The organism is Streptomyces sp. H27-H1, assembly GCF_026627445.1.
Lineage (GTDB): Bacteria > Actinomycetota > Actinomycetes > Streptomycetales > Streptomycetaceae > Streptomyces.
In genome coordinates, this window is record NZ_JAPNLJ010000064.1 from 1 (window position 1) to 22,319 (window position 22,319).

15 protein-coding genes and 2 pseudogenes are annotated in these 22,319 nt (G+C 69.0%); 10 read left to right on the forward strand and 7 right to left on the reverse strand.

Annotated elements, in window-relative coordinates; translation table 11 throughout:
* The first annotated feature begins 2,198 nt into the window (after window positions 1-2,198).
* Both OTB20_RS37440 and OTB20_RS37445 read left to right on the forward strand, forming a co-directional pair.
* Complete coding sequence (locus OTB20_RS37440) at window positions 2,199-2,354, forward strand: helix-turn-helix domain-containing protein (RefSeq protein ID WP_267824433.1); 156 nt, start codon at window positions 2,199-2,201, stop codon at window positions 2,352-2,354.
* Window positions 2,355-2,487: 133 nt separating this feature from the next.
* Window positions 2,488-3,684, forward strand: coding sequence for a tyrosine-type recombinase/integrase (locus tag OTB20_RS37445; RefSeq protein ID WP_267824410.1), 1,197 nt, complete (start codon window positions 2,488-2,490; stop codon window positions 3,682-3,684).
* Window positions 3,685-3,829: 145 nt separating this feature from the next.
* Here OTB20_RS37445 and OTB20_RS37450 read toward each other — a convergent pair whose 3' ends face one another.
* Entirely contained in the window at window positions 3,830-7,546 is a 3,717-nt protein-coding gene (locus OTB20_RS37450; protein WP_267824411.1) for a DEAD/DEAH box helicase, read from the reverse strand.
* 795 nt (window positions 7,547-8,341) lie between these two features.
* Here OTB20_RS37450 and OTB20_RS37455 point away from each other — a divergent pair.
* Window positions 8,342-9,202, forward strand: a complete 861-nt coding sequence (locus OTB20_RS37455) for an abortive infection family protein (RefSeq protein ID WP_267824412.1) — start codon at window positions 8,342-8,344, stop codon at window positions 9,200-9,202.
* Between the two features lie 294 nt (window positions 9,203-9,496).
* A complete protein-coding gene (locus tag OTB20_RS37460; RefSeq protein ID WP_267824413.1) occupies window positions 9,497-10,297 on the forward strand; it encodes a hypothetical protein in 801 nt (266 codons plus the stop codon).
* 210 nt (window positions 10,298-10,507) lie between these two features.
* Here OTB20_RS37460 and OTB20_RS37465 read toward each other — a convergent pair whose 3' ends face one another.
* Entirely contained in the window at window positions 10,508-11,560 is a 1,053-nt protein-coding gene (locus OTB20_RS37465) for a hypothetical protein (RefSeq protein ID WP_267824414.1), read from the reverse strand.
* A 1,308-nt stretch (window positions 11,561-12,868) separates the two neighbouring features.
* Between OTB20_RS37465 and OTB20_RS37470 the strand changes: the two genes are divergently transcribed.
* The 6 genes and pseudogenes from OTB20_RS37470 (at window position 12,869) to OTB20_RS37490 (ending at window position 15,773) form a co-directional block, all read left to right on the forward strand.
* Window positions 12,869-13,024, forward strand: a complete 156-nt coding sequence (locus tag OTB20_RS37470) for a hypothetical protein (RefSeq protein WP_267824415.1) — start codon at window positions 12,869-12,871, stop codon at window positions 13,022-13,024.
* Between the two features lie 125 nt (window positions 13,025-13,149).
* A complete protein-coding gene (locus OTB20_RS42960; protein ID WP_420716571.1) occupies window positions 13,150-13,383 on the forward strand; it encodes a transposase in 234 nt (77 codons plus the stop codon).
* 389 nt (window positions 13,384-13,772) lie between these two features.
* A pseudogene (locus tag OTB20_RS37475) lies at window positions 13,773-14,042 on the forward strand (hypothetical protein); the annotation flags it as partial.
* 3 nt (window positions 14,043-14,045) lie between these two features.
* Window positions 14,046-14,168, forward strand: coding sequence for a PmrA (locus OTB20_RS37480; RefSeq protein WP_267824434.1), 123 nt, complete (start codon window positions 14,046-14,048; stop codon window positions 14,166-14,168).
* A 275-nt stretch (window positions 14,169-14,443) separates the two neighbouring features.
* Window positions 14,444-15,169, forward strand: a pseudogene (locus OTB20_RS37485) (aldehyde dehydrogenase family protein); the annotation flags it as partial.
* A 190-nt stretch (window positions 15,170-15,359) separates the two neighbouring features.
* Window positions 15,360-15,773 (forward strand): hypothetical protein, encoded by a 414-nt coding sequence (locus tag OTB20_RS37490; RefSeq protein WP_267824417.1) that lies wholly within the window; start codon window positions 15,360-15,362, stop codon window positions 15,771-15,773.
* 122 nt (window positions 15,774-15,895) lie between these two features.
* Here the strand turns inward: OTB20_RS37490 and OTB20_RS37495 are convergent, their stop codons facing one another.
* From OTB20_RS37495 to OTB20_RS37515, 5 genes are read right to left on the reverse strand one after another with little or no spacing between them, the layout of a single operon-like run.
* On the reverse strand, window positions 15,896-18,391 hold the full coding sequence (locus OTB20_RS37495) for an RICIN domain-containing protein (protein WP_267824418.1): 2,496 nt from the start codon (window positions 18,389-18,391) through the stop codon (window positions 15,896-15,898).
* Entirely contained in the window at window positions 18,388-19,332 is a 945-nt protein-coding gene (locus OTB20_RS37500; RefSeq protein ID WP_267824419.1) for a class II fructose-bisphosphate aldolase, read from the reverse strand. Before OTB20_RS37500 ends, OTB20_RS37495 begins: the two co-directional genes overlap by 4 nt.
* Window positions 19,313-20,245, reverse strand: coding sequence for a 1-phosphofructokinase family hexose kinase (locus OTB20_RS37505; RefSeq protein ID WP_267824420.1), 933 nt, complete (start codon window positions 20,243-20,245; stop codon window positions 19,313-19,315). The genes OTB20_RS37500 and OTB20_RS37505 overlap by 20 nt, the downstream gene beginning before the upstream one ends.
* A complete protein-coding gene (locus OTB20_RS37510) occupies window positions 20,242-21,291 on the reverse strand; it encodes an ROK family protein (RefSeq protein ID WP_267824421.1) in 1,050 nt (349 codons plus the stop codon). Before OTB20_RS37510 ends, OTB20_RS37505 begins: the two co-directional genes overlap by 4 nt.
* Window positions 21,284-22,246 carry an SIS domain-containing protein gene (locus OTB20_RS37515; RefSeq protein ID WP_267824422.1) on the reverse strand — a complete coding sequence of 321 codons (963 nt, stop codon included), beginning with the start codon at window positions 22,244-22,246 and terminating at the stop codon, window positions 21,284-21,286. The genes OTB20_RS37510 and OTB20_RS37515 overlap by 8 nt, the downstream gene beginning before the upstream one ends.
* Between the last annotated feature and the right edge of the window lie 73 nt (window positions 22,247-22,319).

Consider the following 22,319-nt stretch of genomic DNA (forward strand, 5'->3'; position numbering starts at 1 on the left):
CGGCATCGCGTTCCGCTTTGACAAGACGCCAGAAAGCTACGAGGCCGGCCTGCATCTGTGCGGTGCGATGCTCTGGCTCCGCAGCATCGCACCACATTCATAATCCGATCTCCAGACAGGACCTAGGGCCGTCTCAGCCGCAGCCCGCAGACACCCCAATGAAGTCGGTGGGAAACAACGCCGATGTCGGTTTCGCCCCGACAACGGGCGGCCAGGGTCTGCGCTTCATAACGGGCCGTTCGACGTCGGATTCGCCCTCGGCAGACGGAACGGATGCCAAGCAGGCTGGAAGCTTCCGTCACTGCATGTCAACCTTTAGCACCTGCCGGCAGAACCGGTCGGATCTGTACATCCTTTCAGGCCGGTTCGGCTACATTCTCCGGCCACTTTCTTCCCCTGTGTCTCGACCTTAGGAGCATCAGCTGTCCATCCTCCCAATTGAAATCCGTCTGGCTGCTGCCCCAGTTCTGTTTTTCGCGGGTGCAGCCTTTGCGGTCCTTGAGCAGTTGCATCACGACTATGCGGGTGTCGCCGTATCGCTCTCGTTGTCCGTGTGTGCAGCCGCGCTGTTTGCTGAGAGTGTTCTCCGGCACACATACCGAAGCGATCGAGCCATTCTTGTCTTCGTGGCGTCGCACCCGGTCGTAACGCCGCACTGCTCCGCTCAAGTGCGCGGCGTTGGGGTTCGGCGCGCGACCAGGGACTTCGCCCGCCTAGCCGAGGATGAATTGCTGGTTCTCGTAGCCACAGATGCGAACCCGGCTTTCAGCGCCTATCGAGTTCGCTAGCGGCAGACCGTCCGCCCGGTGCGATGAGTGGAGATCGCAGGGCAACCCATGCCAACATTCTGGTCTGGCTGAAATGTACAGGTCAGAGGCCATCGCATCATGATGAGGGTGGTCATGCAGAGCGTTCGGTTGGGAGTCATATGGCGCTGCACAGGATCACGGTCGCTGGACTGCACGGGGACGGATCGGCATGCCCGCCGACGCACGAGCACACGCGGGGAGGGACTCCGCTAACTGCGGGCTGCGACGGCCGGTCCCGGTATTTGGCGATGTGTGCTTGTGGCGAGTGGAGTGGAAGGTCGTCCACTAAGTCGTACGCGGTTGAGATGGGAAAGAGGCATCGCGGTGCTCAGGCCTGACCTGTAGTGGGGCGGGAGCCATCCCACACAGCACGCGGATGGGCGCCACTGTAGGGCTTCTATCACCCGATGCGGGACTTCGGTATTCCGGGATTGCCTAGCATCATTTGATGTGTTCGCAGCGGCCATGCTTGGAGGTGGAGTCGCGCGGATGGGGGCTCGGCGTCCGGGCGGCACGAAAATGTCGGCTCTGGGGGCTTAGCCATCCCGAGAAGTTGCCCGAAGGGCACCGGCACGGGAAGCCCTATCGCTGGGCTTCTCCTGGTGCGTAGTCATTGCGAGGAACCACCGATGAGCCAATCCGCGATACCCCCTGCCCTTCTTCAGCATCCTCGTGGCGCCCGGTTGGGGACAGCCCGATCGGGGTCTGGTCCCGTGGAATCTTGCGGTCGCGGAAGGCGTCCGCACATGCAGGCTAGTCGCAGACGGAGAGCTGGGTTGCGGCGCCTATCGAGTTCGCTAGCGGCAGACCGCCTGTCCGGTCCAATGAGTGGAGATCGCACGGCATTCCATGTCAACGTTCTCGCCTGGCCGAAAGCGCAGGTCAGGGGCCATCCACAACATGGATGAGTGTGGTCATGAAGCGCGTTCGATAGGGAGTCATATGGTGCTGCGCAGGATCACGGCACTGGACTGCACGGGGACGGAACGGCATGCCCGGCGACGTACGAGCACACACAGCAGGAACCCCGCTGACTTCAGGCTCCGCCGGTATTGGGCGTAGTGGTGAGTGGCCTGGTGGGTCGTCCAAGTCGTACGCGGTCGAGATGCGCAAGAGGCGGGTCAGCGCTCAGGTCCTCCTCGTAGTGGCCGACCGGATGGGCGGGGCCAGGCAGCGAGCGAGGCACACGGATGCAGTGCTGCTGAGGCCTTCTACCACCCGATACGTGAATTTGGTATTCCGGGATTGCCGGGCATCATTTGATCTGTCCACGCCAGCTGTGCTGGTTGCAATAAGCCTGCAGGTCATCTTGTTCGATGCAGGCGCGAGTTCACGGGTTTCGAACTAGGGAGGTTGCGAGTCTTGGTGCATGGAGGGAGCTACGTGTTGATGACGCCGGCAGAAGTTGCCGGATGGCTGAAGGTCAGCGAGGTGACGGTTAAGAATAAATATCGAGCTTGGGGGTTGCGGCCGCAGAAAGTAGGACGACTTCTGCGTTTTCGCGAGCGTGATGTCTTGGATTACCTGGACCGGCGGTATGGCTAGGTGGTTACTCTGTGCGTGATGTGGGTTGTAGGAGGGGGGTACAAAATTGGCTACGGTCTTCCAGAAATGTAAAGAAGAAGTGCGGAGTAAAAACTACCCGTGCACAGGTGTTCGCTGCGGACACCCCTGGACCGTGAGATATAGAGAGCCTGGTGGTCGCAGTGGCCGGCAGCGCGATAAGTCCTTCGAAAAGAAGGGCGTGGCGGATGCTTTCGCGGCGAAGGTCGAACGAGAAAAGGACCTTGGGACCTATATAGAGCCGCTCGGGTTCATGACGCCACTCGTCGAGGTTTACCGGGAGTTCATTGCCTCTGGTGAGCGTGTCAATGGAACGCGCTATCAGTACGAGACAAGCCTTCGATTGCATGTGAGGCCGTACTTCCAGAACAAGCCGATCGGGGCGGTTAAGCCCAAGGACCTCAGCGCCTGGCTCCGGTGGATGGTCGAGGAGCGCGGCTACGAACCGAGCACGGCTGTAAACCGGTATGAGACTCTCAGTGGTGTGTTCAGCTTCGCCGTTGCCAACGACTACATCGTCAAGAATCCTTGCCAGCATGTCCAGGCCGGCCGCAGGAGGGCCAAGCGGAGGATCAAGAAGACTATCCACCTGCCCACCCTGGAAGAGATCGCGGCTATCGCCTCCCACTTGCCTGGACCGTACCAGCTTCTGGTGTGGCTGATGGCTGGATGTGGGCTGCGTATCGGCGAGGCCAGCGCGGTGTGCCTTCAGCAGATCGACTTTGAGGCCGGAGTCCTTTATGTCGACCGGCAGATAACCCAGGACGGCGAGAACACGAAGCCGAAGACCCGTCGCCAGAAGGCTGCCACGAAGGGGAAAGGGCGAGCGCACTGCATCCGCCATTTGAAGTGGCGTGACCAGGATGAGGGGCGCGCCATCCCGATCCCGACAACCGTCGTGGTCAAGATCCGGCAGCACGTCGAGCAGCACGGGACCTACCGCGTCGAGAACGGCCTGAACCGGATCGAGGGTGACTACCTGTTCTCGAACGTGGGCGGCACGAACATCCTCATGTACTCGCTCGTGGACCGGCTCTGGCGGACAGCCAAGGCAGCTGCCGGGATTATCAGGAAGATCACCCCTCACTGGCTCAGGCACTTCTTCGCCTCGGCTGGGCTGTCGAAGGGCGTGCCAGTGACCGATATGGCTGAATGGCTCGGACACCGAGATCCCAAGATCACGTATCAGACCTACGCTCACGTGATGCCGGACGCGCCGCAGCGCCTGCGTGCGGTGATGGACTCGGTTTTCACACTCGGGTCGGAGCTGACCCTCCCGCTGTCGTTCGAGGCACTCGCTGAGGCGGCCTAGCGGGGAAGCCCTCGCTAGAGGGGACTGCGAGCCACACCGTGCTCTCGGAGCATCGGGGGACCCTGCGCGCGACAGCGTACTGGGCTCGGAGGCGGCGTGTGGCGTCGTGATTTGTGACGGGCGTGTAGCCCGTTCCCCGCGGCGGTCACTCGGTGTTCTGCGGCCAGGTGGCGCGGTCGTGGAAGTGGTGGAACTCCGTCAGTTCGGCTGCGAGGACGTCGAATTGGGGGAGCGGGGCCCACAAGCTGCGTTCGCCGATGACGTAGAGGCGGCGTTTGGCGCGGCTCGCGGCGACGTTGAGCAGGTGCGGGGTACGGGCCGCCCACTCGCGCGCGCCGGGCCGGCCGCCACCGAGCACGAGGACGACGACATCGGCTTCCTTGCCCTGGGCCTTGTGGACGGTCGCGCAGCGCTCCTCGATCAGCTCGGACGTCCAGCCCTCACGGCCCCGGCAGACCTTCTGGCATTCGGCGACGAGGGCCCGGAAGGGGGCGATGACGCGCATCCGCTCGACGCCGACGCCCTGCCGGTGCAGGACGTCGAGGACGAACTCGAAGGCTCGGCGGTCGCGTTCGCCCCACGGGGCGTCCGACGGGCGGGCCGGGTCGTCGGTGTTGAGCCAGCGGCTGGGTAGCAGGCCGCTGCGTTCCGCTTCGGGGAACGCCTTGGGTTCGGTGCCGTAGACCATGAGGCCGCCGTACGCGACTTCGTTGCTGACCGTGAACATCGGCTCCTCGCAGCGGCGGTGCACGCGCAGCGGTGAGCCGACCCAGACGTGCTCGTCGCCGGTGTCCGGGGCCGGCAGGTAGGTGCCGTAGCGGTTGGTCCGGTCGGCGACCGCCTGGGCCGAGGTGGCCGAGGGCAGCCAGTGCTCGTCGACGCCGTAGGCGCGCAGCAGCCGGCGCTGCAGGGCGGTGGGCATGGTGACGACGGGTTCGAGCTGGAGCGGATCGCCGACCAGCACGGCACGGCGGGCGCGCCACAGCGCGCCGACGGCGGCCTGCGGAGTGGCCTGCCCGGCCTCGTCCACGAGGACCCAACCGATCGACTCCCGGCCGAGACGCGCGAACATGCTGCCGACGGAGGAGAACGTGGTCGAGACGACGGGCACGAGGAGGAAGAGGGTCTGCCAGGCGCGCTCGACCTCCTCGTCGGGTATGGGGCCGTTGGTCCCGGCCATCAGTTCCATGAGGACCTGGAGGTTGCCGCGGATCTTCTTCGCGGCTCCGGCGGCGAAGGCACGGTGCAGGTCGAGGGCGCGCAGGAACAGGTCGCTGCGCGCGGTGGACCAGGCTTCGTCGGACCAGGGCGAGCCGAGTTCCTGTTCGGCTTCGTCGAGATGCGCCCAGTCCAGCGGTAGCGATGGCAACGCCCGTGCTGCCTCGCGCAGTTCACGGTGGCGGCCGTCGAGCTCGGTCACTGCGGCCCGCAGGTCGCGGCGGGAGGAGTCGGCGGCCTGCCGGGCGCGCCGCAGGGCGGTGGCTGCCGCGGCCTCCCGCGCACCGGCAGCCCGCTCGGCGTCGGCGGCAGCGGTGAGGCCGGCAGCGGCGTCGTCGATGACGGTGCCGGACCGGGTGTGCCGGCCGACGGCCAGGGACTCGGCACGCACGGCTGCGGCGACCTGCTCCAGGGAGTCCTCGAGCGCGGCGCGCTGCTCGACGAGCAGGTACGCGATCTCGGCCTGGGTGTGCTCCTGCTGCCGTTCGGCCGAGCTCTGCAGCAGGCGGCGCAACCCGCCGCGCAGGCCCCGCTCCATGGCCGGGGGAGTGTCGTGGCGGGCGGAGAGCGCGGTCACGTAATCGCGGTGGTACGCGGCCAGTTCACGGGCGGCCGAGAGGTCCGCGCGGGCGGCGGCCAGCTCTTGGCGTGCCTGCGGTATGTGTGCGCGGGCCGCCCCGTACCCGGTCTCGGCGACCGTCGTGGCGATCCGGGCGGCGGCGGTGGCGGTTGCCGCCCGCTCCAGGACCGTCGTAGCGGCGGCGACCTGCTGGTCGGCCCGTGCCACGGCGGCTTCCAGGTCCGCGATCCCCTGCGCGGCCGATCCGGATTCGACGGTCGCCAGAGCCCCGGCCAGCCGGGCGCGCCCGGCACGCAGCCGCTCGACCTCGGCCTGGGCGGTACGGAACGCGGTGACGGCGCCGGTCCACGACGGCACGGCATGGACGGGCCCGGTCGCCGCATCCGCGACCTGCTCCGCCGGGACGCCCGGACGTCGGCCACCGGGCGGGACTTTCGGCGGGATCCAGTCGCTCAGCACCTTCTGCATGCCGCGCAGCGGCGGCAGGCCCGCGGCGGAGCGGGCGGCGGCCTCCCGCTCGGGCAGCCGGCCCCACCAGAACCGGTTCCCGAACTCCTTGCGATTGGTCTTGTTGCCGAGCACAGCCGCGACCAGGCCCCAGGCCGGCCCACCGAGGAGCGCCGAGGCGAGGTCGGAGAAGTGGTCGGGGCCCCCGTGCCACTGCTCGCCGAGCGCGCCGATACCGGGCAGTTCGGCGGTGATGTTCTCCACGGCGCCGTTGTTGGAGGAGGTGACCACGATCTCGAACCCGGTGAGGCGCGGGTCGAGCCGCGAGACGAACCGGGGACGGTTCCCCTGGCGGTCCCGGCCCCGCCACGCCGAACCGGTGAACGCCTGCCCGGGCCGGTCGAACGTGGCCAGCACCGCCGCCCGTTCGACCACCAGGGCGGCGACCAGGTCGCGCAGCATCGTGGTCTTGCCCGTGCCCGGAGGCCCGTTCACGGAGAACATCCCGCCCTGCGTGCCCGCCCGGTCAGCGAGCATCCGGTCGACCGCGAACTGCTGGCTCAGCGCGAGCGGGAACCGTGCCGACGCGGGCCAGCGGCCGGCTGGGACGAGGCTCGGGGCCACCCCGTCCAGGACGACCCCGCGCTCTTGGCGCACATCGGTACGTGCCCCCAGTACGACGGAGTCGAGCTCGGTCAGGTACGCCTCCAGCGCCGGGCCGATCCCCTTGCCGATGGCCTGAGACACCCGAGACAGATCGGGCGGGAGCAGACTGTTCAGGAACGGCGCCGCTGCCACGGTCTTCGTCTGCGGATCCCGCGGCCGGCGGACCAGCCGGCTGCGGACCCTGATCACCCGTGGCCGCAGGCGGTCCTGCACCCCGCACAGGTCGGCGATCTGCGCGATCAGGGCAACCAGATCGGCGAGCCCGAGCGCACGGAGACCGGCGCCGGCTCCGAGCTCAGCCGAAGCGTCGGGACCACCGGCCGATGCCTCCTCGGGAACGCTCCCGGAGGGGTCCTGCCACCCGGACTCCACTTGCTCCTCTGCGGGGCGGCGGGCCGCGACCCAGTCCGCCGCGCGGCGAACCAGGGGTTCCGCGGCGCCTTGCAGGGCGGCGCCGACGACCTCACCGAAGAGGGCTCCGACCGCGCCGACGGCAGCGCCGCCCAAGATCTCCGCGAGCAGCCCCTGCCAGCTCCCGCCTCCGGCCGCCGCCGTCGTCCCTGCGACACCCCCGGAGCCGGGCCACCGCTCGTACGCCGGTCCGGCAGGGGTGTTGGGGCTGTACGGGATCGCCGTGGCCGTGAGCTCGTCGATCGCGTCGCCGAAGGCCTCGTCGAGCTCCTCGAATCCGTCCAGCCACCCAGGTGCGGACGGCCCCGGATCGAAGAGGCGACCGGTTGCCCAGGCGCACGCGGAGATCACCGAGGTGTCCTCGACCGGTCGGCCCCCGTCGTCCAGGACCAGCGCGAACATGGCGCTCTGGCCCGACAGCACGAGCTCCGTCTCCGGCATGCCGGGGTCGGGGTCGGTCCCTGAGGGCAGTACCGCGATCATCGCCTGGCGGAGCAGCTCCAGATCGAAGAGTCCGCAGTAGACCTCGTGCCGCCACATCCACCCGTACGGTGCCTGTCGTGCCGCGGTCTCCGGATGGTTCGCAGCCCACGGCAGGACAGGTAATACCCGGCCCGGCTCAGGCGTCAGGTCGATGACGTACTCGTCCCTCGCCCCGGCACGCGGGGCGGGGCGCCGGCGGGGGAGTGCCGGGATGGTCGGCGGACTGAACAGCTCGATCGCGCGCCAGCACTCGAGAAGGGCCTGCCGCCGACGGTCCTGCGCGTGTCCGCTCCGCACCCACTGCCCCCGTGTCGCACGTGCGGCCCCGGCCGCTCCCCTGAAGATCAGCTGCATCGCCGAATCTACCGGACCGTCAGCGGGCCGGTTCCCGGACAGAGGATGCTCAGGTGCCGGAACGCCTGGCACACAGGGCAAGTGCGGTTGTCGTCGACCGACAGCTGTCCACGCCTGACTCGCGGAGCCTGCCAAGCGCGACCCTTTGGCTGGGGTCCGTGCCGTGTCCTGGCGGGTAGAGCTCGGTCGGACAGCCAAGGTGCGGTGGGCCACAGAGCTGCCAGCCCGTGGAGTGCTCCAGTGCCGTGTAGGAATGCAACCCCGTGACAGGAGGAAGCCGTCGCTTGGGTCGCGGGGACAGGCGCAGCGCACCGCTGACACCCGGCCTGCGCGCCACGGCCCTGCCCGCTGACAGGCTCCGGAAGTAGTTCGTCGCCGACTGGCCTGCAGATCCCGGGACCCCTGGCGAACCAGCGCGACATGGCCAGGTCCGCTCGCACTTGAGGACCTTGTCCGAAAGGCCATGACGGTGTGCAGGTCTGCTCGTATCTTCAGGTCATGACCGTCACTGCCCGCCGGGATCTGGTGAGTCCCGGAACTCGAAACGCCTTCCGCTCCCTGGCCACGGACCTGACCCTCCGCATCGTGGCCGGGCTGTGGGAGGACCACGGCTTCGCCCCCGTGGCGCCAGAGGAGCTGAAGTACAGTGACCCCGGGCAGCGTCGGACGGAGTTCATGCGCTACGCGGAAGGCGTGGACTGGTCGGACCAGACCCACGTCCGTCGGGCTCTGATGGTCTTCGAGGACTATGTTCGTGCGTACCGGGATCCGGCGGAGCAAGGCACTCCGAAGTGGCTGGAGGACATCAAGGTCCGACTGGACCGGGACGGCTACGCCCTCAACGACACAGGCCAGATCTCCTGGGTCAATCCGCCGGTTCTTGCCCGGGACCTGAGCGGCCTCAGCGACCCCTCCGGAATCGTCGTTGAACTGGAGCGCATCAGGCGTGACCTCACGACGGATCCTCAGGGAGCCATCGGTGCGGCCAAGCAGCTCATCGAGGCGACGGCCAAGACGGCGCTCCGGGAACTGAACGTATCGGTGGAGAAGAAGCCCGACGTACCCATCCTGGTTGCCATGGTGCACAAGGAACTGAGGCTCGACGCGGCCTCCGCCCCGGAGGGGCCAGACGGCAGCAAGGCCATCAAGAGAATCCTCTCGGGTGCGGTCAACATCGCCGTCGGAGTGGCCGAGCTGCGGAACCAGGGATTCGGCAGCGGGCACGGACAGGCGAGTGCGCCGTCTGGTCTCGGCGTCCGCCACGCACGCCTGACGGTGAACGCGGCCGTCACCTGGTGTGAGCTGATCCTCGACACGCTGACCGACCCGGCAGCGCCTTGGCGCAAGCCCATGGGCTGATGGCCGCCAGAATCCGCGATCCGCCCCGGGTTCGTGGCGTCGAAGGGCCGGGAGGCGGGGTGGGATCAGGATTTCCTGGATCAGGCCCGGTACGTCGACTGTTTGTGGGAGACCGAGTAGTCCGCACACGGCTGGGGGCGTGACCGGAGGCCGCGGAGGCCGACCGCTCGCATTGAGGTTGCCGGCGCCCCGACGGGGCGCCTTCGGCTGCGGAACGTAAGCACAGTCTGCGTGCCCGTGGGGGGATTCGGCACAACCGCCCGAACCCCGGCAGCGCCTGGCACCGTGGGTCGCGTGGCATGGGAAGCAGTAGTGGCCGTAACGTCCGCACTGACCACACTGGTCGCCGTCCCGGTGACCTTGGTCGCCGCGCACTGGACCAGACGGAGCATGGACAGGGCCGCCGATGCCGCAGGCGTCGCGGGACTCGGCCAGTCCGAGGCCGCAGTGCAGGCCGCGCGCCTCCAGGGGCGCGCCGGTCGGGAGCACGCACTGGAGAGCGACCGTCGGGTGGCCTGTACGGAGTTCCTCCGAGCGGCGGACCTTCTCGTACGGACCGTACGGGAGCTGCCGGCCAGTCCCCGCGAGGTGCGTAAGGAGGCACTCGACAGAAGGGTCACTGCGGTGATCGAAGCTCGTGCGGGCATCGCCGTACTCGGGCTGGCGGACGTGTCGTCCCGGGCCCAAGACGTGCTGGAGCAGTGCCTGCGGCTGGAGAGGCTGGCGCTGCGCCGGGCCGTACTGCGGTCGGCGATCGGCGCACTGGAGCGTCACTGGTGCCCGCGCAATCCAGAAGTCTGCGAAGACCCGCACCATCGTGCTGCGTTCGTAGCCTGGGACCTCCTCGGCGGGTGGGGACGCCTTGAGGACGAAGACCGCTGGGAGGAGCTGGACTTCCTGGAATGGGTGTTGAAGGAGAGCCATGCCCTCACGGCGGACGAGGTGGCGCAAGTGCTGGAGGTGGCTGACTCCGTGGTGCACTGGGATGAGCTGATGGGCGGCTGGATACGCGATCCGCTCCTCGAACGGTTCCAGGCTGTACGGGACGAGTTCGCCACCGCGGCACGTGGCTCTTTGATGACCGCAGCCGGGTAGGCGCGGGCAGTAGCGGGTAGCCGATATGGTCCGTACGCGCCGGGGCGCGGTGCCGGGTATGGCTAGTCGGAGCGTCCATGAAGGCCGGGGCAGTCTGGCATCAGCTTCCGGCGACTCTCTCTGTGTCGGAGTCGATGAGGGCAGGGGGCGCAGAGACGATCAGTGGGACGGCTCCGCTGCGACAACGGTCTGTCGAGATCGTAGCGACGACTATTTGATTGTCCGGGTAGGGGTGCGCTCAAGGTGGGCGGGAACCGCCTGGTAGATCTTGCGACGCTCCTCGTAGTCGACAAGGTCCTCTTTGTAGATCTGTGTCCGGTCTCCGCTCCTTCGGGAGAACCGCACCTGGAGTGCGCCTGGTTCTCCGGTGTTGCTGCGGGCATAGAAGCGGCATCCCCAGTAGGACTCGGGAGGCCAGTCGCAGGAGCAGTCCAGGTCTGTGATGGTGATCGGCAGGCCGCATTCCGGGTCCAGCAGCAGGTTCGTGAAGCCCTGGTGGTAGCAAGCTGCCGCGGACAGGGGTTCGTTGATGTATTCAATGATCCACTCCGATCCTCCGTCATCGGTCAGGTTCGTCCACGCCGTCGTGCTCAGCGGAACACCGATGGTCCGAAGTAGGGGTGCTCGGCGGAGCAGGCCGCTGGCGAGCCACGCTGAGGGCTGCTTGCGATAGTGGTGCCGGCCGAGAACAGTGCGGATGCTTGGCTCGCGGAAGACCACCTCGCTGCGGTGCCACCGGCTGGGGCTGGACTCATGGCAATAGCGTCGGCCGTCCGCTTCATTCTCTTCCCTCTGGTGGTCCGATGCGTTCGTCCAGGAGGCGGCGGAGACCCCGAGAATCGTGAGGGATCCCGGCATGCCGATGCGGTGCAGCCGTACGCCGTCTTCACCTGTGGTGAAGCGGGCACCGGGGATGCCGCGTACGTCGCCCTGTGCGTCGAAGCAGGGAACGAGAGCGCGAACCAGTTCCCTGGCCATGGACTCCGCGTCGAGACGTTGAGGGACGTCGTTCTCGAACGCCACCGCGAGGCTGCCGGTTTGAGGGTGGACCGAGCGGATACCCCACGGGTTGCGGGTGTCGACCATCGGCCAGGCGAGGCCCGACAAGACGTAGCTCTCCAGAACGGCTTGGCTGAGGTGCGCTTCGGGGATCAGTGGCGACTGCGCGGGGAGGGACTTCACATGCTTGAGAGCATCGGTCCAGGTGATCCCTGTAGCCAGACGGAGTTTCTCGGCGCGTCGTTCGATACCGGTGCGCTTCACGGAAGGCTTTCCGCCGCTGCGGCCTGTCCCGACCCAGGCGGCGCGGCTGTCCTCCGCGGGGCATGGACTTGATGCAGGAGCGACGCCAGCCGAGTTGGCTCATCGAGGCACGCCCCGTCGGGTGGGGGCGCCACAGGTCGGACCTCGCTGGCCCGTTCGGCGCATCCTATGTCGAAGCTATGTCCGGATGGGCAGGCCGGCCCGAGTGCGGTCAACGGTTCACCTGAGTGGTGTAGCGAGGAGGCGTATCCCGGCGTCGGAGCACAGCTCGGCAGGCTTGCAGGTGGGCTCAGGCTGGTGGAGTTGCTGGGCACCGGGGTTGGAGAGAAGAGCATGCGCTACGGGGCTGGCCACCCGGTACAGGTGGTGGGCATGGGAGATCGAACGGTTCGCGGAGGCGCTGGTCCCCGACCGGCTCGCCTACCACACGACCCACACGTACGAGGTTGCTGACTGAGCGTGACGGAGACGGCCTTGCTGATGTCCCTTGGCGGAGGTGTCGTTGTGGTGTCCGGGCGAAGGGCGAGCGGCCCGCTCCCGAACCCGTGCTGGTTTGGTGCTGGTTCAGACGTCCTGTTTGCCGAAAAGCTGCAGGTGGTAGCTCTGATCGGATGAGTTGTCGTACCACTCTATGGTCGTGCCGATGAGACTCGCGGCGACGATCCGTCTGATGCTGGTGGAGGCTGGGGGAGCGGTTGCAGAGGCGGCCATGATTACCACTTCCGGGCTGGTTGCGGGGACGATTCCGTGCAGCCACACCGTAGAAAGGCCCAGGTCAACCGGCTATGTGGGAGACCACTACAGTTGGCCCCCAAACTGTGTGAGCACCTCGGCTGCCAGCCGCCAGCGAGGCCGGCTGGCAGCTTCCCAGGCCCTGCGTGGCGCGCAAAACTGGGCCTTCAGGTCTGCCTGATCTTGCCACGTTTTGGTACTGCGGTGCTGACTCCCGTGCTGACTTGGTGCTGACTACGCAGCGTTGAACTTCGACGTTTGTGGCGGATCGGGTGTCGAGTCCGCGAGTTGCGAACCCGGCATCATCCCCGCTGGTTCGAATTCGCCTGTCCGTTCCCTCGATGCGGATGCGGATTGGGCTTGCTTCGCTTTGACGGACATCGGAGATCGGGGGCTTCGGTCCCGGAAGGATGATGTTCATCATGGAGAGCATGGGGAAGAAGAAAGTGCGTCCTCGCCGCTCGTTCACGGCGGAGTTCAAGGCTGAGATCGTCGGGTTGTGCCGGCGTGGTGACCGTTTGGTCGGTCAGGTGGCCAAGGGCTTCGACCTGACCCGAGACTGCGGTGCGGGACTGGGTGAAGCAGGCTCAGGCCGACGCGGGTGAACGGGACGGTCTGACCAGTAGCGAGCGCGAGGAACTGGCCGTGCTTCGGCAGGAGAACCGCCGGCTGCGGGAGGACGTGGAGATCCTCAAGCGTGCGACGGCCTTCTTCGCCATGGAGAGCCGGTGAGCGTGCACCCGTTCATCGAGGCGGAGAAAACCGCAGGTCACAGCGTCAAGCTCGCCTGTGAACTACTCAAGGTCTCCCGAACCGCCTCCTACACCCGCTCCAGCAGCACCCTCGGTCCCCGTGCGGTGCGAGACGCCGAGCTGACCGAACGGATCACACATGTCCACGGACAGCCCCGCGGAACCTACGGGGCCCCCCGCGTCCACGCCGTCCTCCAGCGTGAAGGTGCCGGCTGCGGCAGGCGGGACTCACCGGCCGACACCGAAAGCGACGACACCGCACCACCGTCCCCGACCCGAGCGCAGCCGCCTGCCCAGACCTGGTCCTCTGGACTTCCGCCCCGACCCGGCAGCCGTTGACACCCGCTGGTGCGGCGACATCACCTAATCCGGAGTTTAAGAACGGTCGGCGGGGAAGATCTCGCCGGGGTTGTTCGAGCAGTGATGGCCAGCCAGCACCGAGACGATGCCTGTTGTCGTCCTGTTCCCATGAGGGCTCTCGTGGGATCGTGAGCCTATCGGTGCCTGCCGACCACCACCCAACTGGCTGTCGCAGAGCGCCAGCTGGATGCCTGCCTCGCACGACGAGGTGAACACAGCGGCCGCCTGACCAGGGCCGCCTACTTGTCTGGTGACGTCACCCAGGGGGCGAAGCGCTGATCAGGGCCTGCATCGTCTCGCCAGTAGCGCAGGACGGTTTCCTGGACGATGTCGAGCCGCCCAGCGGCGATGAGGCATGACACGACCTCTTGCCCGCCTGTATCGGCCTCGAAGGCGACCACGACGGCCGGTTCCCAGCCGAGCTGACGAGTCACCTTCAGGAACTCGTCAGTCGACGGCGCGCGGAACATCGGATCCTGAAAGGACGACGGACAACTGACGAAGAGCGGCTCTCCGAACCGCAGCTCCAGGCCGTGGTGGTAGGTCAGGTCGTAGTCGGCGGCAACCTGGACGGCTGGACGCTTCACCGGCTCCGCCACAGTGCCCTGACGCACTACGCCGAGGGTGGGACCTCGACCCCGATGCTGCTGGCCCGCTCCCGCCACGCCTCTGTCCGCTCCCTGGAGCGGTACGCCCGCCCCGGCGTCGACGCGGTTGCCCGGCACGTCGCCGAGCGAGACCCCGCCGCCTGCCACCGCAGGTGAGTCCGAGCGCATCAGGGCTTCAAGATCATCCCGTTGCCCCTTTGACGCGTATCTCGGTCACACCCCTTTTCGGCCCTGTGCTGTAGGACACCGACGCCGGCCCCGAGTCCTCGGACACCCGCCGCGGCGACAGCCAAAGATCACTTCTGGGCCACCGCCCGGAGGAACACTGCGTGCCCCGGCGGGTGGCCGGGACACGGAGATGGCGGCCGTTCTGTGGTTGGTCTTCCCCCTGCCTCTCCGGCCGCGGCACCGGAACCTGGCTCTACTGGGTGAAGAGTCCCAACCTCTTCTTCGACGACATCTGGACCGCCGACGACGATCTGCGGGACAAGGCCCTCGAAGGGTTCACGATGTTCGCCCTCAACCAGGGCGAGGTGTGCACCAGCCCCTCCCGCGTCCTGATCCAGCACGGCCGCTACGGGGACTTCCTCGACGCGGCCGTGGCCCGCACCGAACTGATCGTGCCGGGGCATCCGTTGGACACGGAGACGATGATCGGCGCGCAGGCCTCGGCAGAGCAGTTGAAGAAGGTCCTGTCGTACGTGGAGATCGGCCGGCAGGAGGGCGCGAAGATCCTCACCGGCGGGGAGCGCGTGGAACACGGCGGGGAACTGGCGGGCGGGTTCTACGTCCAGCCGACCGTCTTCGAGGGCGACAACCGCATGCGGATCTTCCAGGAGGAGATCTTCGGCCCGGTGGTGTCGGTGACCTCCTTCCAGGACTTCGACGACGCCGTGCGCATCGCGAACGACACGGCGTACGGCCTGGGCGCCGGCGTCTGGACCCGCGACGTCAACACGGCCTACCGGGCGGGCCGCGCGATCCAGGCGGGCCGGATCTGGACGAACTGCTACCACGCCTACCCCGCGCACGCGGCCTTCGGCGGCTACAAGCAGTCGGGCATCGGCCGCGAGACCCACAAGATGATGCTGGAGCACTACCAGCAGACCAAGAACATACTGACCAGCTACTCGCCCAAGAAGCTCGGCTTCTTCTAAAAACCTGAAGCACGGTGCCTGACCTGCACAAACGATCGGTCGGGCACCATGACCTGGTATCGGGACAGCCAGCGGGGGTCGGCGAAGGCCACCGACCCCTCGCCGACGCTGAAACCCGGCACGTCCCTGCCCGACTTCAGTGATACACAGGGAAGGATCACCACCGACGCACGAAGAGGGGGCACCGCTCATGGGCCGGCCGACGACGTCAACTCCTCTGCCGAGGGACACGAAGGTACTGTCCATCGGGCTGCATCCGGGTGCGCTCGACTACAGCCGGATGCCCGACGGTCTCGACGAGGCAGTGCTCACCGCCCGGATCGAGGCTGGGAACGCGGTGCTGCGGGAGGCAGGTTTCGATGCTGTCCCGTGCCTGATCGAGGCCTCTCCGGACCGCGCCGAGGCGACGGTCCGGGAGCATCTCCAGGAGCATGCGTTCCTCTTGGCGATGATCGGCGGTGGCGTACGCATGCTGCCGGAGAACACCCTGCTGTTCGAGCGGCTGGTCAACGTCCTCACCGAGGCGGCGCCCGGGATCCGGCTGTGCTTCAACACGGCGCCGGAAAACACGGTCGAGGCACTGAGGCGGTGGATCCAGGCGTAAGCGCGGCCGAGAAGCCGTCCGCATGCGGACGGTGGCCGTGGAGCCGGCCGCCCCCCCCGTGTGGGAGCGGGAGGGCCCGGACCGCACGAGGGCGGTCCGGGCCGGTCACTGCTGCAAGGGGGTCAGCTGATGGTCCATTGCTGGAGCGTGCCGCCGTTGTCCGGCTGCTGGGTGACGAGTGCGCCGTTCCCGGAGGAGGCCGTGGTCAGGACCAGTCCGCTCGCTACGGAAGCGACGGTGTGGGTGCCGTTCGCCTGCCGCACGACGTTCCAGCGCTGGTTGGCACCGTTGCCGCAGGTCCACTGGATGATCTTCGCGCCGGCGCCCGTCGAACCTCCTTCGACGTCGGCGCACAGGCCGGACTCGCTGTTCCTGAGTGCGTAGCTGCCGTCGGCCTGCTGGGTGAAGGTCCAGTTCTGGTTGGCGCCTCCGTTGGCCGTCCAGGTGATGAGCTGGGTGCCGGGGGTGGTGCTGTGGCCGGGGTCGTCGAGCGCCTTGCCCCCGGTGGTGAGGGTGTGGGCTCCGCTGAAGGATGCTGTCACCCCCCAGCTGAACGTGGCCGTGCCACTGGCGGTTCCCGAGGTGGCGGTGACCGTCACCGTGGAGGTGCCGGGGGTGGTGGGGGTGCCGCTGATCAGCCCGCCGGGGCTGATGCCCAGTCCGGCGGGAAGCCCGGTCGCCGTGAAGGTCAGCGGCTTGCCGGAGGAGTCGGTGGCCGCGAGCTGGAGGGAGGTGGCCTTCCCCGAGGTGCTGTTCTGGCGGCCCGGGTTGGTCACCGTCACCGTCTCGGGGGCCTGGCCGCTCGGGGTCAGGGTCAGGGTCTGCTCTCCGCCCGTACGGGTGCCGCCCACCGCGTTGCCGGTGGCGTTGGTCCAGCTGCGGGTGGGCGTCGTCTCGGTGAGGCGGGTGGACTCGGCGGAGAGGCCTATGACGAGACCGCTGTACCGGTTGACGATCTTGTACGCGCCGGTGGGCGTGCCGTCGCCGGGCGAGGTGCCGCGGATGACGAACCACTGCTGGCCGACGGTGGGCCCGCCGGTTCCGGCCGCGGTGACGGTGGGCTTGGTGCCCCAGGCGCGGGTGCTCGTGGCGGTCGCGCCCACTCCCAGGAGCCCGCCGGTGGCGGAGTTGGCGATGCGGTGGGAGCCGTCGCCGTTCGAGGTGAAGAGCCACGACTCCAGCTCGGAGCCGGTGGCCGCCGTGAGGGAGGTGGTGGCGGCGCCGCCGGAGACCTGGGCCAGCACCCGGCCGCCCGCGTTGGCGATGCGGTACGCCTTGGAGGTGTCGACCGGGGCGGCCGGCTGGGTCGTGTTGATCGTCAGGTTGACGTACTCGCTGCTGGACCCGCCGGAACATCCGAAGGAACAGTAGGAGCGGAAGTCTTTGCCGACGATCGTCGAGCTGGTCCTGTTCTCGCTGTCGAGGAACCAGCGGTACCAGGAGGCGTTCTTGTAGCTGCCGGTGTCACCGAGCTTGAACCACTTCTGGGTGGTCAGGTCCTCTGTGGCGTAGATCTCCTGCGGGGCGTTGCCGCTCTGGTCGACTCCCTGGGGCTCGCCCATGTACAGGCCGAGGTGGGCGTTGTAGGTGATGTCCATGACGAACAGGGGGGAGGTCGGGGGCGTCAGACCGGCGGCGACCTGCTGGCTCACGGAGCCGCTGTTGGCCGGGTCGTACTCCTTCGACGGCGGGGTGTACCCCGTCGTGCTGCCGGAGCCCACGGGGACCATGTTGCTCTCCCGGCCGCCGACGCCGGGCTGGGACCAGGCGCCGTCGTACCACTTCTGCCAGGAGCCGGGCGCCATCTTCGCCGATATCGGGGCGCGGGCGACGTGCCCGTAGAACGCGGCCCAGCCGCCGCCCTTGTTCACGATCCGGGAGCCGTAGAAGGCGTAGAAGTAGCCGGATCCGGTGTCCACGAAGAGCCGCTGGTCACCGGTGCCGTAGTGGTACGTCTGCTGCGGGAAGGCGGCGGTGTCGCCGCGCTTGGTGCTGTACGGCGAGGTGATGACGTGGTCCTTGATGGCCCAGGTCCGGCCCTGGTCCTTGGACACGGCGTAGTCGATGCCGTCGTAGTGGCTGCTGTCGCCGAACGGCTGGGGGGTGAACTCGTTGTGCACGAGCCCGTACCAGTCGCCACTGTCCGGGTCGACCCAGACGCCCGCGAGGTCGCAGTAGTTGCGGTGCGCGTAGCTCGACCCCGACGGGGCCGCCGTCGCTTCGCGGCCGGTCGGACTGTTGTTGCAGCGCCAGGTCGTGTCGTTGTTGCGGTCGTTGGAGTTGGCCGGGTTGACGGCGTCGCTGAGGGCGCCGGACCGGGTGGCGGAATCCATGGTCGTGCCGGTGAAGAAGTTCCACTTGCGCGGGTCCGAGGCGCCGTAGAGGGCGTGGGCCTGCTGGAAGTAGAAGGTGCCGTCCTTGTCGATGTACGGGGCGGCGGGGGTGTCGTCCGGGTTCGTCCAGGATCCCTTGGCGCCGACGGTGACGGTGTACGCGGCGGCGGCCGGGGCGGCGGTCGGGGCGGCGGATGCCGTGGGCACCGCCAGCGCGGCGCCTCCGGTGGCGACCAGCGCGGCGGCGGCCAGCGCCCCGGCCAGTCTGCTTCGCATGGTGGTCACGAGTACTCCCTGGTCGAAGGAGCCGGGTCCACGGCTCCTGTGATGGGTCCGTCGTCCGTCCGGACGACGGTCGTGAGCGGGGCCGCTGTGGCGCGGCCCGGGTGCGGGGCTCCGGCCAGGACGCCCAGGAGGCGCGCGACTTCTGCGGCGACCTCCTCGCGGGCCGGTCCGATGTACGTGCGCGAGTCGCTGACCTCCGGTCGGCGGTCCAGCTCCCGCCGGACGGTCGCGGAGAAAATGCCGTTGAGGTGGGTGGAGACGTTCACCTTCGTCATCCCGGCCGCCACGGCCTTGGCGAGGTCCGCGTCCGAGACCCCGGACGAACCGTGAAGGACGAGCGGCACCCCGGCGCTGGTGCGCAGGCGGGCGATCAGGTCGAAGTCCAGGACGGCATCGCGGGTGGCCATCGCGTGGGAGCTGCCGACCGCCACCGCGAGGCAGTCCACCGCGGTCGCTTCGGCGAACTCCCGCGCTTCCTGCGGGTCGGTGCGGACCCCCGGCGCGTGGGCGCCGTTCTTTCCGCCCACCTCGCCGAGCTCCGCCTCGACGAACACGTCGGCCCGGTGACCGAAGTCGGTGACCGCCCGGGTCGCGGCGACGTTCAGCGCGTACGGCAGGGCGGAGGCGTCGAACATCACGGACGTGAAGCCGAGGCGGACGGCTTCGTGCACCAGGTCCTCGGACTCGGCGTGGTCCAGGTGCAGGGCCACCGGTACCGTGGCCTGCTCGGCCAGGGCCAGTGCGGCCCGGCCGATCGGGGCGAGGGAGCCGTGGTAGCGGACGGTGTTCTCGCTGATCTGGAGGATCACCGGCAGCTTCGCCCGCTCCGCGCCCTCGACGATGGCTTCGGCGTGTTCGAGCTGGACGACGTTGAAGGCTCCGACGCCCCGGTTCCGGGCGTAGGCGGGGGCGATGATCTCGTCAGTTGCCGTCAGGGGCACGGGGCGTCTCCATGGTCACGGTGGTGCGGAACCGGTCGTACAGGTCTCGGCGGAAGTCACCGGCGAGGGGCGCCGCGGCGGCGGCCGCCGACAGTGCGACGGCGTCGCGCAGGACGTCCGGCCAGGGCAGGCCGGCGGCGAGGCCGGCCGCCAGAGCGGCGACGCAGGCGTCGCCGGCACCGGTCGGGTTGCCGCGCAGCAGCGCGGGCGGGCGCACGCGGTGGTGCCCTTCGGGGGTGAGGGCGTACAGGCCTTCGGGGCCGGCGGAGGCGATGACCGTCCGGGCTCCGTGTGACTGGAGCTCCGCCGCCGCCTGCGCGAGATCGGACCGGCGGGTGGCTTCGAGGATCTCCGCCGCATTCGGCTTGATCACGTCGGGGTGCGCGTCCAGCGCCGCGAGCAGGGCGGGACCGCTGGTGTCGAGTACGGTGACGGCCCCGGCGGCACGGGCCGTCGCCACCAGTTCCGCGTACGCGTCGCTCGGCAGGCCTGGTGGGAGGCTGCCGGCGAGGACCACGACCCGGGCCCGCCGGGCGAGTTCGGTGAACCGCCGGGTGAAGGCCGTCCACGACCGCGGGTCGACGGTCGGCCCGGGCTCGTTGAACACGGTGGCGTCGCCGCGGCGCCCGCAGACGACGGTGACGGTCCGGCGGGATTCTCCCCGGACGGGCACCAGCGCGTCCCTCACCCCGGAAGCCCGCAGGTCGTCGCGGATCAGCTGCCCTGCCCTACCTCCGGCCAGCCCGGTGGCGAACACCGGGTGGCCCAGGGTCGTCAGGACGCGGGCCACGTTGATCCCCTTGCCGCCGGCCCGCTCGACGGTGCGCTCGACGCGGTGGGTGGTGTGGGGTGTCACCTCGTCGACGAAGTAGGTCACGTCCAGCGCGGCGTTCAGCGTGACGGTGAGGATCACGATGTCCCTCCCGGCCCGCCGACCGTCCCGCCGACCGGCTCGACGACCTGCCCGACCACCCGCCCGACGACCCGCGTGATGACCGTCCCTACGGCTGCCGGGGCAACTGCCGGGCCGCCGCCGACGGCTTCCCAGCCGAGCAGGCCGGCTCCCAGACAGCCGGCCTGCGCTCCGAGAGCCGCCTGCACGAGATCCGGCCGCCGTTGGCAGCTCAGACGGCCGTCGAGTGCGACCCGGAGCGGGTCGAGGAGGAGGCCGCCGGCCCGGGACAGTCCCCCGCCCACCACGATGCGTTCCGGAGCGAGGATCGTGGCGCACGCGGCGAACGCCTCCGCCAGTGCTTCGACCGCCCGCTCCCACACGCCGCGCGCCTCGGGATCGCCCTGGGCCGCCAGATCGGCGACCTCCTCGGCCCCCTTGACCTCGTTCCCCGACCGGACGGTGTAGGCGAAGGCGATGGCGCGGGCCGAGGCCACGGCCTCCAGACAGCCGCTCCGGCCGCACGCGCACCGCCCGGCCGGCGGGGCGACCGCCAGGTGGCCGAGTTCTCCGGCGTACCCGCCGGCTCGGAGGGGACGGCCTTCGACGAGCTGCACGGCGGAGATTCCCGTGCCGATGGCCACGAACAGGGCGTCATCGACATCGCGGGCGGCGCCGAGCCTGCTCTCCGCCAGGCCGCCGGCCCTGACGTCGTGGCCGATCCTGACCGGGAGTCCCGTCGCGTCCTGCAGTACCGCGGCCAGCGGGACGTCGCGCCAGCCGAGGTTGACCGAGTGCACCGCGCGCTGCCCCGGCTCGTCGACGATCCCGGGGACCACGACCCCGGCGGCGACGGGTTGCCCACCGTTGGCGGCCGCCTCGGACTCCAACTGCCACAGCAGCCGGACGATCGCGTCGATCACGGCTCCGGGGCCCCGGTCGCGCGGGGTCGGTCCGCGTAGCGTCGTCAACGGCCGCATGGAGCGGTCCAGGACCGCGCCCTTCATCGACGTACCGCCCACGTCCAGGGCGATCACGCACGCGCGGGCGCCGGCATGCTCATCCACGGTCGTCGGCCAGCAGCACGGAGCGGCTCAGGGCTCGGGGCCGGTCCGGGTCGAGCCCCCGGGCCTCGGCGAGGTGGACGGCCAGTCGCTGTGCCCGTACGAGGTCGGCCAGCGGGTCCAGGTCGCCCACCGCGTCCCCGGATTCGGCGAGGCAGTTGCCGCCGGTGCGGTCCACATCGTAGGTGAGGCCGTGCGGTGGCCGTCCGAAGATCCAGGTGCCGCGGCCGGGGCCGGCGATGCTGATGGGGCCGTGGCGGTACTCCATCGCCGGGTACGCCTCCGTCCAGGCACCGCACGCCTCGCGCATCTTCAGCCCCGCCTCCAGGGCGAGGCCGTAGGTCCAGCCGTCGCCCAGGAAGGTGATCTGTTCCGCCGCGAGCATCCCCTCGGGCAGCGCTGCGGTGACGGCCAGTTCGGCGTCCGCCGCGGCCTGCGCGATGGGGCGTACTCCCCGGGGCAGCGGGCCCTCGTTCTCCAGGTGGGCCCGCAGGAGGGCGAGTTCGGTCGTGGCGAACCTGGTCTGTACGACCGACTCCTCATCGGCGTACGCGAGCTCGATGACGGCGTCGGAGACGGCTGCCACGGGGGTGGTCGCGTCGGCGGTGACGGCGGTGACCGGCGTCCGACCCTTCAACCGGGCCAGGAGGTCGACGAGTTCGGTGGTGGTGCCCGAGCGACTCAGCACCACGACACGGTCGTAGCGGCGGCCCACGGGGAAGAGGGAGGCGGCGAAGGCGTCCGTTTCGCCCTGCCCTGCCTCCTCGCGGAGCGCGGCGTAGGCGAGGGCCATGAACCAGGACGTTCCGCAGCCGACGACGGCCACGCGCTCGCCTCGGCGCGGCAGGACGGCGCCGTAGCGGTGAGCCGAGGCTGCCGCCTTGCGCCAGAGGTCCGGCTGGGTGGCGATCTCGCGTGCGGTGTGAGAGGTGTACTCGGGTTCCAGGGGTGTGTACATCGGTGCCGTTTTCCTTCGGGGCGTGCCGCGGTCGGCCGTCGATCGCGTGCGAGGGTGTGCGGGTGCGGGGCGG

Coding starts and splice junctions, on each gene's coding strand:
- OTB20_RS37450 (WP_267824411.1), bottom strand. CDS start 7,546: ATGTGGCGGCACGAGGTCTACTGCGGACTCTTCGATCTGGAGCTGCTC.
- OTB20_RS37440 (WP_267824433.1), top strand. CDS start 2,199: ATGACGCCGGCAGAAGTTGCCGGATGGCTGAAGGTCAGCGAGGTGACG.
- OTB20_RS37455 (WP_267824412.1), top strand. CDS start 8,342: ATGACCGTCACTGCCCGCCGGGATCTGGTGAGTCCCGGAACTCGAAAC.
- OTB20_RS37480 (WP_267824434.1), top strand. CDS start 14,046: ATGCTGCTGGCCCGCTCCCGCCACGCCTCTGTCCGCTCCCTGGAGCGG.
- OTB20_RS37515 (WP_267824422.1), bottom strand. CDS start 22,246: ATGTACACACCCCTGGAACCCGAGTACACCTCTCACACCGCACGCGAG.
- OTB20_RS37490 (WP_267824417.1), top strand. CDS start 15,360: ATGGGCCGGCCGACGACGTCAACTCCTCTGCCGAGGGACACGAAGGTA.